Here is a 15,976-nt window from a genome sequence, read left to right as displayed (position 1 = left end):
ACCATCGAAATGATGGTCTTTTTTATTACTGATATTCGCTAATCTAGCGCTATTAACTGGCGGTTTTACGCATCACTTTAGTACAAATATACTCACCAATCGGCATTGCCGAAGTCGCTGCAGGCGATGGTGCATTACACACATGCAAGCTTCTTGGGCTTTCAGCAAACAGAAAATCATGAACCAAGGTGCCATCCTTCAGTACCGCTTGAGCACGAATGCCTGCTGGGTATGGTTTGAAATCTGACACCGTAATACTTGGGCAGTACTTATTAACCAACTTTAGATAACCCGGTTTCCACCACGAGTTCTTAAACTCAACCAAACCAGTTTTCAGGTGATTCGCAGTCACCTTCCAAAAACCCGCAAAGCTCAGCATTTGCCAAGTGTCCTTGAAACTAAAGTTAAGCTTGCCATAACCTTCTCGCTTCCAACCTTGAACCGCGTTTGGCCCTACCGTTACCGAGCCATCAATCATGCGTGTTAAATGGACGCCTAGGAAAGGCAGTTCAGGGTCAGGGATCGGATAGATAAGGTGGTTCACCACTTGGTTATGTTTAGGATCAAGCTGATAGTATTCACCGCGATAAGGCACGATTTGGAAGTCGGTTTCAATGCCAAGCATGCTGGTCATTCTATCCGCCATCAAACCAGAACAAGTGATCAAAAATCGACTGTTGAGCTGTAGAGTCTGCCCATCCACTTTGCACGTTAACTGCACCTCATCTTCTTGCTCATCCGCCATAATCACTTCCGTGCCGAGGCTGAGCTTACCACCCGCTTCAACAAACTTTTGAGCCATCACTTCGGTGACTTTTTTGTAGTCGACGATACTGGTGGTTTTGACATAAATCGCGCCCAAGCCCGTGATGTTCGGCTCTGCAAGTTTGAGCTGCGCTTGATCCAAGAGGTCGACATCAATGTCGTTATCGTGGCAACGCTGATAGAGCGCGTTCATGCGCTTCACTTCCTGTTCATTAGTCGCGACCAACAACTTACCGCAGTTTTCAACGGGAATATCGTGTTGGCTACACAAGGCGATGGTGCGCTCGACGCCACGCTTACAGAAATCCGCCTTTAAACTGCCTGGAGCGTAGTAAACGCCTGCGTGAATCACACCACTGTTGTGGCCAGTTTGGTGCTGCGCAAAGCCGCGCTCCTTCTCGACTAAAAGGATACTTTTATCAGGGTGAGCTTGTTGTAATTGCCATGCGGTCGATACGCCAACAATGCCACCACCAACGATAATATAGTCGTATATTGAGTTCATAATATTCCTACACTCAGTCCTTTTAGTTATAGGGAAGCCGCGACAGCGTTAGACCCGGTTTGAGGCAATTTTGACTCCTCACGTTCTTGTTCCTTTTTCACTTGATTAGAATCGTATTTGCGGCCGCTGTAGACAAAAATGCCAACAAACAGCGCCACACATACCAAGCGGATCACGATCGACACATCAGGCCAAACCAAAGCGCCCCCCAATGCAATCAATACAACACGAAGAACGAGATTGATTTCACTTTCTAGGTAACCCTCAATCGCTGCGATAAACGCGTACGTACCGATAATAGCAAAGCCACCGGTAACCAAAACCGAGGTCACATCCCAACTTACCAAGTTGGTGTAAGCGATAAGCAGTGGCACCAAATACAAACCTTTGGCGATCTTCCATGCCATTAAGCCCGTTCTCATTGGCGGCGTTTTAGCAATCGTCGCTGCCGCAAAGGCGGTTAAACAAACCGGTGGCGTCACGTTACTATCTTGCGATAACCAGAATATAATCAGGTGTGCAGAGAGCAGAGCAAGGCTGATCGCTTCCAAGCCTAAGCTTTGTTCAAGCAGCGTTTCCACAAAATCAGCGGGCACTAACGCAATCAGTTCTTTTGCGGTTTCCAAAGCCATAGGTGCATTAAGCAGTTCCAGCTTTTCTGGCGCTGCCAACATGAAGATCGCTTTCGCCTGTTCAGGTAACTGACCCGAAACCAACAGGTCAAGTAATTGGCTTTCAGCAATCAACTTGTACAAAGCGGGAGCAGATAGAGTACCCAACACGATATAAGCCGCAGTTACGGGCAGGCCCATACCGAGAATCAAAGATGCCAGCGCGATCAAGGCAATCATCACCAACAAATCGCCGTTCGCCCAACTGTTGATCATCAATGAGAATGTGTTACCAATACCCGTAGTGCTGATCACGTTGATGACAAGGCCAATACCCACCAACAATACCGCCGTGGTCGCCATGTTTTTCGCACCTTGAGAGAGAGCTTCAATGATCGCTTTTGGTCCCATTTTGTGATTCTTAGAGAACCATGAAGCTACCACTACAGAGAGGATCGAGATACCAGCGGCGTAAGTCGGCGTAAAGCCCTTCACTAACAGAGTCACTAAGACTGCTAACGGGATCAGGTTGTGCCAACCTGACAGTAATACCTTCAACAGCGGTTCACAGCCAGAAGTGACCTTTTGGACACCACTACGCTTTGCTTCAATACGCACGAAAAAGGCCACCGACAAAAAGTAGATAAGCGCAGGAACGAAGGAAACCGCAATGATATCGACATAAGGGATCTGCGTGTAAGACGCCATGATAAACGCACCTGCGCCCATCACAGGTGGCATCAACTGCCCGCCCGTCGATGCAGCTGCTTCCACACCCGCGGCAAAGCGCGAAGGGAAACCCGCTTTTTGCATCAAGGGAATACTGATTACGCCAGTAGAAACCGTATTTGCCACACTCGAACCGGACACTGAGCCCATCAAGCCAGAACCAATCACCGCAATAAAGCCAGGGCCACCAATCACTTTGCCCGCGGCGGCGCGAGACACATCAATAATGTAATCACCAACGCCCGATCGCACTAAGAATGCGCCAAATAGGATAAACATGAACACGAAGGTCCAGCTGATTCGTGAGATAGAACCGAACATCCCTTCTGATGAGTAAAAGCTTCGGTAAAGCAGTGTTTCAAGGCTCAACCCCGGAAAATGGAAGATGCCGCTGGTCCATTGTCCCCACAGTACTACGTAGCTCAAACACACTAAGATAAGCACCGGAATAAACCAGCCCATGGTGCGTCGAATCAGCTCAATAACGATGGTAATGGCCAAGATAGAAAAGAACCAATCACTGGCGATAAACTTCACGCCTCGCTCATACAAAGCATCTTCTGCAAAGGGGATGTAGATAAGACAAGCCAGAGCTGCCAAAGCGATTCCGATATCGACCGCCAGAGCGATCTTGCTCTTTTTCAGCGAGATATGGGCGGGATACCAAAGTGCACAAATGATCGCAAAGCCAGCAAAGTGGGTCGCCGAGATCCAAAGCTCTGGCAAAGTAGATAAGGTGTTAAACCAAATGTGTAATAGGGAGAGGATTACTCCCATTGTCGTTATCGCTTTGCCCACCCACGGAAAATCCGTTCGGGTCGGCAGTTCAAATTTTTTCAGTTCCTGCTGCAGCGAATCGCTCATAGAAAACTCCTGCTCTCCACAGCCAAACGCGCAGAGAAAATCCATAAAGTGAGGTGGTGCACGAACGCGTTCTCTAGCGAACGAGCACCAAGCAATTAAGTCACGAAGGGTCAGTGGACAACCAATAACTTGTCGGGAACTAGCTAGTTGACGATCAACTCAGAAGGGATATCGATACCCATTTCTTTATAGTAACGAGCCGCGCCCGGGTGAAGCGGAACAGGAAGGCCTGCAATCCCTTTATCGAGTGCCATTGCTTTGGTTGCTTTGTGGATACCTTGTAGGAAAGGTAGGTTTTCATAGATAGCCTTGGTTAGCTGGTACACGTCTTCTTCAGAGATGTCTTCACGAACCGCTAGGAAGTTAGGTTGAGCGATGGTGGTGATTGGCTTATCTACACCCGGGTAAGTATTTGCAGGGATTTCATATTTTGTCCAAATATTGTAATCACCGTTCGCTTGTTTAATTTGAGTATCGGTAAACGACAGGATTTGAATGTCTTCACCCAAGGCTGCAAACGCTTGGGTCACCGCGCCAACAGGTACGCCTGCAGGCGTGTTCATGCCATCAATCGTGCCATTCTGTAGTGCGCTCGCACTGCCGCCGTACCCCATAAAGGCAAGTTTAAATTGTTCTGGGTCTACGGACAGGCCTTGCATGATCTGACGGCCCGAGTTCTCGGTACCTGAGTTTTTCTTACCAATAGAGAATTTCTTACCGTTCAGGTTCTCTAAGTCGCTCACAGTGCCTGTTTTGGCTAAGTCAGAGCGCACAATGAAGTGTTCTACGTTTTGCCATAACATGGACACCGAACGAAGCTGTGTTTGTTGACCTGATTTCTCATATGGACCTAGCCCTTGCCACGCCCACGCGCCATACAAACCTTGTAAAATGGCAAACTGTGCTTCGTTCTCATTCAGCAGTTTTACGTTTTCACCCGATCCCGCAGAGCTGATCGCGGCCAAAGAGAAGTGCTGCTTAGGTGCAAGCTTAACTTTACTCAATGTTGCCAAGGCGACGCCCACTGGATAGTAAGTCCCCCCCGTTGAAGCCGTCGCTAAAATGTAGCTACGATCTTCTTGAGCTGAGACATTACTGACCAAGCCAATGGAGGCCATTGCGATTGCTAAAGTTTTAACTAGCTTGTTGTATTTCATTGTTACTCTCCATGTAGAGTTATTCACGTTATATTTTTGTTAACAACGATTGCTAGAAAGCAAGCACAATGCCAAAATTCAAGCTATTGATTTAATTGAGTTTAAATAAAAAGATCAATAACAGTAGGCGGATTATTGCTTATTCAGTGAAGATAGCATGAGCCATTTTTTGCTCATTAAAAACAGGTAGTAACATCTATATAAAGTTAGCCACATCACACTTTACGTGAGAAATGTGACCAACAGTTATAAAATCACAAATACAGTGTGAGCCATTTATTGCTCATTAATTTTCAATAAACACTACAGTCTTGTTGCTCACTAAGATTCGACATAGTCGCTTCGATTCAGCGCATAGCGCACCATTTTTTGGTTCAATGTTCTACGAGGTAGATCCAAGTCTTGCATCACATCATTAATACGCCCTTGATAACGCACTAACGCATCGTGAATCACCTTGCGTTCAAAGCTCTGCACCTGCACCGCCAACGGAATTCCCGCTGTGGCAGACTCCGTTACCGAGTTGGGACGACACGCCAAGATATCCCCAACTGTTAGGCTCTCATCTAACGCAAAACGAATCGCGACATTGCGCAGCTCACGCACATTACCCGGCCACGCATAAGACAATAAAGCGTAACGATCAGCCTCACTGGCTATTCGTGTTTCGGGATTTGCTTCTTGGGTGAAGTGTTCAAACAAAAGTAAGGCATCTTCTTCGCGATCACTGAGTGGAGGTAAGTGCAGCTGTGCGACGTTCAAACGATAGAAAAGATCTTGGCGAAAATCAGGGTGATTGAGTAGATCGCTTTTCGAAGCAGACACCACTCGCAGGTCAACGTTTTGTTGCTGATTACCACCGACACGTTCAACAACATTGTCTTGTAGAGTTCGTAGAACCTTAACCTGCATCGACAATGGCATGCTCTCTATTTCATCAAGGAACACCGTGCCTTTGTCGGCAAATTCAAGCTTGCCAATACGTCGCTTGGCCGCACCAGTAAATGCTCCGGCTTCGTGTCCAAACAGCTCGCTTTCAAAGAGGTTTTCTGGAATCGCGCCACAGTTTAGCGGCACAAACGGATGAGGTTTTCGCTGGCTAAACTCATGCAGACAAGAGGCGACCAGCTCTTTACCGCAGCCGGTTTCACCATAAATGATCACATTGGTATCAATCGAGGCGACTTTTTGTATTTGCTCTCGTAATTCACACATCACTTTACTGCGGCCAATCAGAACCTGTTCAATACCCTTCAGGTTATCCAGATAGTTCTGACGACTGTTTCTGTCTTGGCCACTTTGATGTTTGTCGACCGCTTCAGATACCGTTTGAGAGAGGCGCTCTGGGTCGAATGGCTTTTCAATGAAATCATACGCCCCTTGTTGTAACGCTTTCACGGCCATATCGACATCACCGTGACCAGTGATCAAGATGACAGGTACCTCAGGTACTAACTGCTTAAATCGCGCAAGCAACTCAACGCCGTCTATATCAGGTAAACGAACGTCGGTGATGATGGTTTGGAAATCACCCTGCTCTACCGCGTTTAACGCATCTTGCCCAACCTCAAATGCGGTGACATCGAAGCCCGCTAATTGTAACCATTGGCTGGTTGCTTGACGCACAATTGCATCATCTTCAATCAAAGCTATACGCTGCATGGTTTGGTTCCGCCACTTACCTCTGAATAATGTCGCCTACGGTATGTAAAAAATCCGCAGACGAAAAGGAGCTAGCTCCCACTTTGAATAACACTCCTTTAACAGTTTTATAATGTTTGCTAGCTTCAACTTGTCTCACTCTCCATTCGCTTAAAAAGCAAACAGAAAACCTTCTCAAGTCACTAGTTTTAAAAGGATTTGATCAGCAATGATGAATAACAATCGATATTGGTTATTCCTATGTGCCTGTTTATTAATTGGTTTGGTTCAGGTAACCACCAAAAGTGGTATAAGCCAATGGAAGCTCGAACAAGCCCAACGCTATGCAGAACAGCGCTTCCTCGGATACATTGCCGAAGCCAGACGTACCCTGAAACGCTTCTATTATCTGCCCTACCTAGTGACGAACGATGAAACCAGTGTACGTTTCATTGATGGTGAAGCCCGCCTTGAAAAACGCATTAAGAAACAGCTGATTCAACTGGATAAAGCGGCCAACACCAAGGGCTGGTATCTGCTTTCTGGCGAAGGCGATTTGTTGGTATCGAGTGTAGAAAGAAGCAAGCTGAGCAAAAAGAACGCCAGCACGATTGTGTCGAAAATCCACCAGCAAGGTGGGGCGATTTCAGTAGTAACCAAAAACAAAGGCGTAACCCCAGATTACTTTATTGCTGCTCCGGTGTATCGAGCCGCTGATGTGGTAGGCATTGTTGCGGTGCAAATTGACTTATCGCTGCTGACTGATCAATGGTTTGCTGATGGCGAAGCAGTCCTGTTCCAGAACCCTCGCGATCAGTTCTTTCTCTCAAGTGATAACCGATTGAGTGCTGACTGGTTTAACGACACCTTCAATTCTCAGCCTACTGCCACCAAACGCGAGTTGTACGACCAAACCCACATTCGCGTTTGGCGACTGCAAGGTAAGGATTACCTAATTCAGTCCATCAAATTAGATGACCTCAATTGGCGTTTAACCTATCTCACCCCATTAACTAGCCTCAATCAAACCACTAACTGGATAAGTTGGAGCGTGGCGGTGGGCTGTCTTTTCATCATGCTATTGCTGGTCATTCTCTACCAAAGACGCCAGAAAAAACTCAGCAACCTACGAATCCAAAAGCTGATTGAAGAATCTGAAAAACGATTGTCTGGAATGATCAACAAGACACACGTTGGACTTGTGCTGATCGATAAACACGGCCACATCCACGACATTAATCTGATGGCCAAAAACTACTTCTGCCTATCTGATTCGATGATCAACAACATCAAAGCATGGCAACTTTTTGAGGCCAGTAACCCGAATTCAACCACTTTGCAGTTGTTGAAGAACTTAGAGCAACATCAGGAGCTGGCCGAGATCACTAGTGTTGAAACCATGGCAAGGCGCAGCGATGGCAGCTACTTCCCGGTGTTGTTCTCTATTAGCCCCTTTCCTTGGCATGCCACAACCTATTACCTGTGTACTGTGATTGATATCAGTAAACGTAAAAAAGCGGAGATCGCGGTTCAGGAAGCCAATAAAACACTTCAATTGAGGGTAGAAGAGCGAACGCAAGACCTCAAAGATGCACAACAAGAGTTGGTTGAATCAAGCAAACTTGCCGCATTAGGGCGTATGTCGAGTGCGATCACTCATGAGCTTAATCAACCGCTTACCGGTCTAAAAACTCTGCTTTCGAGTAACCAGTTACTGATGGAAAGAGGCGAGACTAAGATGTTGAAAGCGAACATGGACTTGGTCATGAGCCTAATCGACAGAATGGCTAACATGACCAGCCAATTGAAGTCGTTCGCCTTTCAAAGACTTGAAAAGCCCTACCCAGTTTCACTGACTGACGCATTGCAAGAAATCCTACGTATTCATCAAGCCGAATTGGAAAACGTCGATATTCGCGTGCGTGTAGCTTCCAATATTTCGATGGTAATGGGAGAAGAGGCGCGGCTTCGTCAAGTGCTTGGCAACCTACTTAGAAATGCCGTCGATGCCACGAAAAATCAGAAACCAGCAACCATTGTTATCAGCGCTCATACCGAGCAGCAGCGAGTTATCATCAAGGTTCAAGACAATGGCTGTGGCGTATCCGAAGACCAACTAGAAACCATTTTCGAACCCTTCCACACCAACAAAAAAATGGGTGAAGGACTCGGGCTCGGACTCGCCATCACCGCTAACAATGTGCGCGATATGCAAGGCTATCTAATTGCTAAGAACAACCCTGAACAAGGAATGACGTTCACGCTAACGCTTAAGAGTGCCGACAGTGAGTCGTCGCTTACATGATGTTTTGTTCCTGATACTCTATTGGAATTCTGGAACAAAAAAACCGCCCCTAGAGGGCGGTTTGAAGAAGTTTATTAGCGTGTGACTTATTCTATCTCGCTTACTTGCTCAGGTGCTTAAGCAGTGACTCCGTTGGACGAACTATCGCAATGATCGATTCATCGTAGATTTTCGCTGAATCAGACAGTATCGCTTGGTAGGCTTTCGCGTCTGATGCTCGAACTTTTTCGCCCGCTTTTTCCTTAGCAATCAAGGTTAACCCCAAGTCTGCGACTTCCACCGTTTTCTCTGCGACAATCACAGTCTCTACCGAAGACACATTACCTGCGAAGACAGTTTTAGCAGCGAGTGCAGCCGCTTTTGCTTGATGATAATGCTCTGCAAGTTGCTCAAGCGCTTGTTGATTACCCGTCGCGACTTCGTTAACCAAATCTTGCATCTCATACACCGCGTAGCTTTCTACTGGCAGCGCATCCACGAAGCGGTTTAGGCGTTCGTATTGGCTGTACAAGGTGCCCTTAGGTTCGGTGGAATTCCACTTCTCCCAGTTGCGAGCATAATACTGTGCTGGCTCGGTGTATTTTGCTAGCACGCGCAGGTCGTGAATATCTTGGCCTTTCGCAATGCGCTTCAATAACATGTCAGCATCGGCGTGGTGACGTAACCCAACCGACACTTCCGACCATGTATCCATCGCTTTCATGCGCTTGTACATGCTGCGCTCATCTGTCAGTTCAGCATCCGACCAGAAACGCTCTGCAATTGCATAGCTGCGTGGCCATAGATAGTTTTCTACCGTGAGGCTATCTTTGTTTTCTAGCCACATGGTGATCTCACCACCTAAAATCAGCTCTTTTTCCTTGTCGGTTAGCTCCGCAGGGTAGCCACCGTTTGGCTCAGGGATCACGCTGCCTTCTACATCGCTGCTCGCAATCACTTCACCTGTGGTTGGCCAACGCACGTTACCAATTAACTGATAACTGCCTTCCGCAAACCCATTTGGATTGAGGTTAAGGTTGAACTCGGTGTAAGACATGAAGTTATCGAAGTGGCCAACAAAGGTTTTGCCCGGCACATAATCAAGAATGTAGATCTCTTCACGAGACTTACCGTTGTAATCACTGAACGCGCGGAAAGTACCGTCTTTCGCTTCAATGATGGTCAGTGTTCCCTTACGTGGGCTGCCTTTAGAGCGAGGCTTTTGCCATTGGTAAGTCACGAACTTCTCGCCACTGTTCAGCTTATCGTCAACCGTGATGCCGCTTGGCATTGGATCATTACGATAGTGGTAGCTAGTCGGCTGAGGTTGGTCTAGGTAGTAACCGGTAGACAGAATACCTGGGTAACCCTCTTTCGCCGCACGACCAATGCTGTCGTGCCCTTGCCAGCTTTGAATCACGATAGAGGTTGGCAGATCTTTATGCCAAATCTCATCCCAACCCGTCATCTTCTTGCCGCGCTCTTCCAGCATCTTTTCAACTTTTACGTTGAGGTAAGACTGTAAGCCGCGCTCACCATCGATATTGTTCTCTTCAATGAACTCTTGGTGCTTTTCGCTGTTTTTCCACTGCGCATAGTTCGGCTCATCTCCACCAATGTGGAAGTACTCATCTGGGAATAGTTCTGTCACTTCGTCGAACACGTCACCCAGCATTTCATAGAGCTCTGGGTTAAGTGGATCCATCAATGGCTCAAATACGCCCCAGCCACGTTCTTGGTCGTAGCTTTGACCTTCACCACCTGACATCAAGCGTGGGTAAGCGTGCGCCACAGCAGAAGAGTGGCCCGGCAAGGAGACTTCAGGAATCACACGAATACCAAGGTTACGAGCATACTCAACTAGGTAACGAACTTGGTCTTTGGTGTAGTAGTTGCCATCGGCGGTTTCAGACCACAGACGCGGCCAAGATTCCGTTTGAATGCGAATGCCTTGGTCGTCCCAGAAGTGCCAATGGAACACGTTCATCTTCGCCGACGCCATCGCATCTAGCTGACGAATCAACACATCAAATTCAATGAAGTGACGCGAAGTATCGTAAGAGACACCACGCCAGCGGAAACGGGGCTCATCAACAATGGTGACAGCAGGAATGTGGTAGCCAGTCGCCGTCGTATCAACGAGCTGCAAAAGGGTTTCGATGCCGTGAATAGCACCGTAAGGGCTTGGTGCACTCAACGTGATTTGTTCACCCTGAGTGGTAATCTTGTAGGACTCTACAGAGTCGATATTTTGTACTTCAGACTTTGGTGCCGCATCGATATCAATGATCAGGTTCGCTTCGTCTTCGCTATCAACCTGCCAGTTTAAAATCGGTACGCCAGTTTGGCGCTCTAGGCGATCGATAAAGCGTTTCGCGGTGTACTCAACGCGATCAGAGTTAAAGCCTTTGATATAAACTTTAAAATTACCATCTACTTTTACTTGGCCTGATTTTAATTCCACAGTTTGTGGATAAGGCATTAAATTCAAGTCTGTATTTGGAGCCATTGCTAACGCCATTGGAGAAACTACTGAACCGGATATCAATAGTGACAATATAGTTTTTTTCATTATTAATTTTCCTATATAACTTTCATTGTATTTTATTTATCAGAGCCTATTCACAAAAATAACTAGGCTATGTTGTTTTAGAATGAGAAATTAACACCAACTCGGAAGCGCCAATCCGTTTTATCATTTTCAGATTGCACCGTATCCGCATCAACCACTTCAGCGTATGGCCTCACTGTTGGTTTCCATTTGTAAACTGCTTTGACGGTATGCTCGCGGGCATTTAGATCGCCGGTTGCAAGCTCTGTCGTATGATGCGTAATCTGGTCGAAATACGTAAAGGCATACGAAATCATGTATTTGTCTGTATTGTATCCCGTCCAAATATCATAACGGTTTCGCTTTGCTGTCTCTTCATTGCCATAGTCATTCACTAAAGCTTCGGTCGAAAAGTCATAACGATAACGGCCATGTACAAAGAGCCCATTGTCAAAGTTGTAGTTGAGCTTTAGATAAGGCATCAAGAAGGTATTTGAGCCTTGAAAATTCATCACTACGCCAGGGTTCAGCATAAAATTGTCATTGATGGCATAGGTGTAATAATGGGTAAACTCAGTATTAATCACCTTCGTTTCGTCATACGCTCCCGCTGCATGTCGAACATTCGTCAGTGTTTCTAAACCATACCCATTATCAAAATGGTGACCAACAATAAAACGACTTCGATACTGATCTGTCGTACTTCGATACTCTGCCCTTAAATCGACATAACCCCCGGCAGTTGAGGTCATTGGTAATAATGCTAGTAGTGTTAAAGGAAGTAATTTTTTCATAGTTCACCGATATTATGATTATAAAAACCCACCGCACATTGATATATGCAGAAAGGTGTAAATTCGGAGACTACCTTTTTATTTCTTATTAATTATTTTGATTGTATGAAGTGTATTTATAGCTACTGCTCATATTCAGTAGCTATTATTTATTTTAATAAATTCTAAATTTAGCTATTTCACCAATTCAACGGCTTCACGAACCAACACTGCAATCTCGTCCCACTGTTCGTTCTCGATCATTTTTGGCGATACCATCCAAGTGCCACCACAACACACCACACGATCGATCGCTAGGTAATCATTGACGTTGTGTTTGCCGATACCGCCCGTTGGCATTAGCGACACATCAACGTAAGGCGCTAGCAAAGATTTCACCATATTGATGCCACCAGACGCTTCAGCAGGGAAGAACTTCAAGAAGTTAAGACCAAGCTCAAGCGCTTGCTCTACTTGGCTTGGGTTGTTTACGCCAGGAACGATTGGCATACCGATCTCTTGGCAACGTTTTACTGTGTTTGGATTCAAGCCCGGTGCTACGATGAATTCGCTGCCCGCCTCTTTCGCAAGGTCGATCTGCGCTGGCGTTAATACTGTACCAGCACCGATACACATCTCTGGGTAGGCATCACGCATCGCACGAATCGAATCCGCTGCTGCTTCGGTACGGAACGTCACTTCTGCTACTGGCAGGCCGTTTTCTACTAACACTTTTGCTAGTGGAATCGCATGTTCCACCTTGTTGATTTGGATAACAGGGATAACTTTGAACTGCTTAAGTGTGTTGATCATTTCTTTAGACATAATAAATTCGCTTTGTTTTTCTATTTTTTAATTAAGTGATTCATAGCGCTTACCGGGATGATCGCGCCTGAGTATTGAATAACGGTAGAAGCCAATTGGTGACCCAGTTCAGCTGCATCATTGGTGCTCTCACCTGTAAGACGCGCCGCCAGATAACCCGCAGCGAAGGAGTCACCCGCTGCGCAGGTGTCGACCACGTTAGAAACACGAGTCGCGGATACATAACTCTCAAAAACATCGCCTTGTTCAACTTGAACAACCTTGCATGGCTCACAGCCACGCTTGATGACGATCTCTTGGCACCCCAAACGGAGGCAGCGTTGTTGAACGCTCTCTGAGTTCCCCCAGACAAGTAGATCGTCGTCTTCGGTAATCAAGGCGATATCCACCAGCGGCAGTAGCTTGGCATACCAATGTCGAGCTTGCTCGATGCTCCAAAGTTGCGGGCGATAGTTGTTATCAAAAATCACCTTTCCGCCTTGGTTTGAGAACACGCTAATGGCTTTGAATAGGCGCTCACGAGAGGCGTCATCCAAAACCGCGATACTGATCCCGCTGATGTAAACCGCGTCGACTTGCTTCTCTGTCAGAGCGATTTCAAGCTTATTCAAGTCATTAGCATGGAAGTAAGATTTTACTGCCGCATCGTTGCGCCAGTAGTGAAAGTGTCGCTCGCCTGTCTCGTCGGTTTCGACCATGTAGAGTCCAGGAAGCTTGTTCACAATGCGTTCTACGAAATTGGTTTGAATACCTTCTAACTGCCAGCTATCAATCATATCTTGAGACAGCTCATCACTGCCAAGCCCTGTCGCGTAATGCACAGAGATGTTTTGATGTTGAGTTAAGCGAGAAAGGTAAAGTGCGGTATTAAGTGTGTCACCGCCAAACTTTTTGGTTAATGGAGAGCCGCTGATTTCGACCATACATTCGCCAAAGAAAGCAATATTGAAATGAGAAGATGCAGGCATAGCCGCTCCTAAAATAGAGATAAATGGGGAAGAAGGCTCTGCCGCTAAGCAGAGCCTGAGCTAACTAAATCACTCCACTGTTTGTCGTACTAACTTTGCTGTACTGACTCGCCGCGGAGCGTTGAGTTAGCTTGTTTGATTTGCTGGACGTTGAGGTGCCGCTTCTTCTTCAAGTACGCCAGACTCAGACATTTCCATCTCCATCAGAGCACGCTCGTCATCAAGAATCGCTTTTGCCATTTCAGGTGTTACTTGGTTAGCCGGAGTCACTAGGCTCACAACCACACCTGCCGTTAGAGCAAATAGACATGAAGGAATCACTGGGTTGCCCCAGAAGGCTGTGTAGTCAGCGTTTAGCATTACTACGAATGAAGCGACAGAAGCACCCGCTAGCGTTGCAAGCGCACCTTGCCAGTTGTAGCGTTTCCAGAATTTACCCAACATACCGCACACAAACATGCCCGACATTACCGTTGAAATCATCTTAGTGATGTAGCCAATGATGTCATTTGAGGTCAGTGCAAACAGTAGTGCGAAGCCAATCACCACAACTAAAGCTAGACGAGAGTAGTTCAGCATTGATTCTTTGTTTGGTACGCGGCCTGTGAACATCACGTACACGTCACGCAGTAGGATAGATACACCGGCAATCGCATCTGAGCTTGCGCTCGACATCGTTGCAGATAGGCCAGCGATAAGAACAATCATACCTACGCCAACTGGAAGAACCGTTGCAGCTACGTAAGGAAACGAGTAGTTCGGGTTATCCAATGATGGGTCGATTGCGTGAGCAGCCATACCAATGATTGCTGGAATAATTGAGAAGAAAAGGTACAACACACCAGAAGCTACGAATGAGCGACGGATAGTTGAAACATCTTTACCAGAATAGATGCGTTGGCGGAATGAAGGCGTTGCCAGTACACCCACACCGATAACCACAGCCAGAGAAACAGCAGGCAGAATGCCCAGTTTATCGATTGCTAAAAAGCTTGTAGCAGCAGGGTCCATCGCAGCGTAAAGGTTGTCCATGCCACCAATGTGATCAACAGACATTACCGCCATTAGGATGAAGCCAGCAAAAAGGATGATTGCTTGAATCGTATCGGTCCATACAACTGCTGTGTAGCCACCGATAACAACATAGATAGTGAATGCCGCTGCAATAATGATTTTCGCAAGGTTAAGGTCGATGTCTGCAATCCACGCTAGGTACATGCCACCACCTAGAATGTGCGCACCTAACCAACCGATTGACGCGATAAAGATAAGTAGGCCAACCACGTTTTTCACGATTCGGTTAGCGCCTACGTAGTAAGCCAGCTCTTCACTCATGGTCATGAAGTTCAGTTTACGAACCGGAGCAAACCAAAGGGCTAGCAATAGGATGCCTATAGCGCCACCAATGCCGTACAGAGCACCTGCCCAGCCATTTGCGTAGCCGAAGCCAACCGCGCCCATACTTGAACCCGTGCCGACCATAGTCGCAACAGTTGTACCAAGTACTAAAAACAGTGGCAGGCCACGGCCGCCTAATAAGAAATCTTCGCCAGATTTTTGATTACGCGAGACAAACCAGCCTAACCAAATTAAAAAACATACGTACACGCCGAAGCCTGTAAGAAAAAGTGTGCTGTTCATTTGACACCTCTCAGTGAAATATTGAGTTCATTCTTGAACTTTATTTATGATTCATTCATTTTTATATTTCATATAATTACTTTATTGATTCTATCTATTTTAATTAAAGTAATTTTTATAAATGTAGGGTGAGAGTATTAAAGGATAATAACAGGGAAGACTACCCCCTAATACTCTCTAAGTAGGTAATTGTGATTAGGTTATTACTAAACGCGATCAGCACGGTAGCAAGTCACATCTACTTCAACCTTCACGTCTACAACTAGGTCGCAAACCATGCAGATACGAGCCGGTGGGTTAGCACCAAAGAACTCTTTGAATACCTTATTAAAAGATTGGAAGTAACGAGAATCCGTTAGCACAACCTTTACGTGCATTACGTCTTCTAGGGCGTAGCCCGCTTCAGTCATGATATCGACACAGTTTTGGATCGCTAGGCGAGACTGGTCTACAATGCCACCCTCTACCACTTCACCATCTGTCATCGGTGTCTGGCCAGAAACGTATAGGAAACCACCCGCTTCAGTTGCGCGTGCAAATGGTAAATGTTGTCCGCCTGTACCTGTACCGCCTTCAACACCGTAACGTTTAATAGTCATTTTTTAACTCCACTTCTTTATAGATAATATTGGTTCTTTTCCAATATATTTAAATTAATTCGT

General features: G+C 46.4%; 11 protein-coding genes. 1 reads left to right on the top strand and 10 read right to left on the bottom strand.

What is annotated here, in order from left to right; translation table 11 throughout:
* Positions 1 to 52: 52 nt before the first annotated feature.
* The 4 genes from lhgO to BCV39_RS17500 all read right to left on the bottom strand — a co-directional run bounded on the left by lhgO (position 53) and on the right by BCV39_RS17500 (position 6,293).
* Positions 53 to 1,270 (bottom strand): L-2-hydroxyglutarate oxidase, encoded by a 1,218-nt coding sequence (gene lhgO / locus BCV39_RS17515; protein WP_102433002.1) that lies wholly within the window; start codon positions 1,268 to 1,270, stop codon positions 53 to 55.
* Positions 1,271 to 1,296: 26 nt separating this feature from the next.
* Positions 1,297 to 3,474: a TRAP transporter permease gene (locus tag BCV39_RS17510; protein WP_102433001.1), complete on the bottom strand. Its 2,178-nt coding sequence runs from the start codon at positions 3,472 to 3,474 to the stop codon at positions 1,297 to 1,299.
* Positions 3,475 to 3,617: 143 nt separating this feature from the next.
* On the bottom strand, positions 3,618 to 4,631 hold the full coding sequence (locus tag BCV39_RS17505; protein ID WP_102433000.1) for a TAXI family TRAP transporter solute-binding subunit: 1,014 nt from the start codon (positions 4,629 to 4,631) through the stop codon (positions 3,618 to 3,620).
* Positions 4,632 to 4,952: 321 nt separating this feature from the next.
* Positions 4,953 to 6,293 carry a sigma-54 dependent transcriptional regulator gene (locus BCV39_RS17500; RefSeq protein WP_048660488.1) on the bottom strand — a complete coding sequence of 447 codons (1,341 nt, stop codon included), beginning with the start codon at positions 6,291 to 6,293 and terminating at the stop codon, positions 4,953 to 4,955.
* Between the two features lie 208 nt (positions 6,294 to 6,501).
* Between BCV39_RS17500 and BCV39_RS17495 the strand changes: the two genes are divergently transcribed.
* Entirely contained in the window at positions 6,502 to 8,577 is a 2,076-nt protein-coding gene (locus tag BCV39_RS17495; protein ID WP_048660489.1) for an ATP-binding protein, read from the top strand.
* 100 nt (positions 8,578 to 8,677) lie between these two features.
* On the opposite strand, the gene BCV39_RS17490 is transcribed toward BCV39_RS17495, so the two are convergent.
* The 6 genes from BCV39_RS17490 to BCV39_RS17465 form a co-directional block, all read right to left on the bottom strand.
* Positions 8,678 to 11,128: a family 20 glycosylhydrolase gene (locus BCV39_RS17490; protein ID WP_102432999.1), complete on the bottom strand. Its 2,451-nt coding sequence runs from the start codon at positions 11,126 to 11,128 to the stop codon at positions 8,678 to 8,680.
* Between the two features lie 77 nt (positions 11,129 to 11,205).
* Positions 11,206 to 11,859, bottom strand: coding sequence for an oligogalacturonate-specific porin KdgM family protein (locus tag BCV39_RS17485; protein ID WP_240699163.1), 654 nt, complete (start codon positions 11,857 to 11,859; stop codon positions 11,206 to 11,208).
* Positions 11,860 to 12,075: 216 nt separating this feature from the next.
* Positions 12,076 to 12,705 carry a bifunctional 4-hydroxy-2-oxoglutarate aldolase/2-dehydro-3-deoxy-phosphogluconate aldolase gene (locus tag BCV39_RS17480; RefSeq protein ID WP_102432998.1) on the bottom strand — a complete coding sequence of 210 codons (630 nt, stop codon included), beginning with the start codon at positions 12,703 to 12,705 and terminating at the stop codon, positions 12,076 to 12,078.
* A 20-nt stretch (positions 12,706 to 12,725) separates the two neighbouring features.
* Complete coding sequence (locus BCV39_RS17475) at positions 12,726 to 13,673, bottom strand: sugar kinase (RefSeq protein WP_102432997.1); 948 nt, start codon at positions 13,671 to 13,673, stop codon at positions 12,726 to 12,728.
* Between the two features lie 126 nt (positions 13,674 to 13,799).
* Positions 13,800 to 15,314, bottom strand: a complete 1,515-nt coding sequence (locus BCV39_RS17470; protein WP_102432996.1) for a sodium:solute symporter family protein — start codon at positions 15,312 to 15,314, stop codon at positions 13,800 to 13,802.
* Between the two features lie 206 nt (positions 15,315 to 15,520).
* On the bottom strand, positions 15,521 to 15,913 hold the full coding sequence (locus BCV39_RS17465) for a RidA family protein (protein WP_102431864.1): 393 nt from the start codon (positions 15,911 to 15,913) through the stop codon (positions 15,521 to 15,523).
* Positions 15,914 to 15,976 lie beyond the last annotated feature (63 nt).

Origin of the sequence: Vibrio sp. 10N.286.55.E10 (genome assembly GCF_002872555.1) — a bacterium.
GTDB classification, from domain to species: domain Bacteria; phylum Pseudomonadota; class Gammaproteobacteria; order Enterobacterales; family Vibrionaceae; genus Vibrio; species Vibrio crassostreae.
The sequence above is the reverse complement of the archived record's forward strand: the minus strand, read 5'-3'. Positions and strand labels throughout refer to the sequence as shown.